This is a genomic window from Virgibacillus oceani, assembly GCF_041521345.1.
GTDB classification, from domain to species: domain Bacteria; phylum Bacillota; class Bacilli; order Bacillales; family Amphibacillaceae; genus Virgibacillus_N; species Virgibacillus_N oceani_A.
Map to the genome: position 1 here is coordinate 1 of NZ_JBGOHB010000092.1, position 338 is coordinate 338.

Sequence of the window (338 nt, forward strand, 5' to 3'; positions counted from 1 at the left end):
CTACGGATCAAGAGGTTAGGGGTTCGACTCCTCTCGGGCGCGCCATAATCGGGAAGTAGCTCAGCTTGGTAGAGCACATGGTTTGGGACCATGGGGTCGCAGGTTCAAATCCTGTCTTCCCGACCATTATTTGGGGCCTTAGCTCAGCTGGGAGAGCGCCTGCCTTGCACGCAGGAGGTCAGCGGTTCGATCCCGCTAGGCTCCACCAAAGATTTGCTCTTTGAAAACTGAACAAAACAACCAGTATGTAATATGAAGATGTCAGAGGTAAGAAGTCTGAGTCAGACTAGGTTCTGAACGAGGAAGACTTATCCTCCTGAGGTCAATTTTTGAAGCTA

The 338-nt window shown here is 50.6% G+C and carries 2 tRNA genes; both read left to right on the top strand.

The annotated features are described in order from the left end of the window. Positions 1-49: 49 nt before the first annotated feature. A tRNA-Pro gene (locus ACDX78_RS23300) sits at positions 50-126 on the top strand. Between the two features lie 6 nt (positions 127-132). Continuing rightward, positions 133-208: transfer RNA gene (locus ACDX78_RS23305), tRNA-Ala, on the top strand. The last annotated feature ends 130 nt before the right edge of the window (positions 209-338 follow it).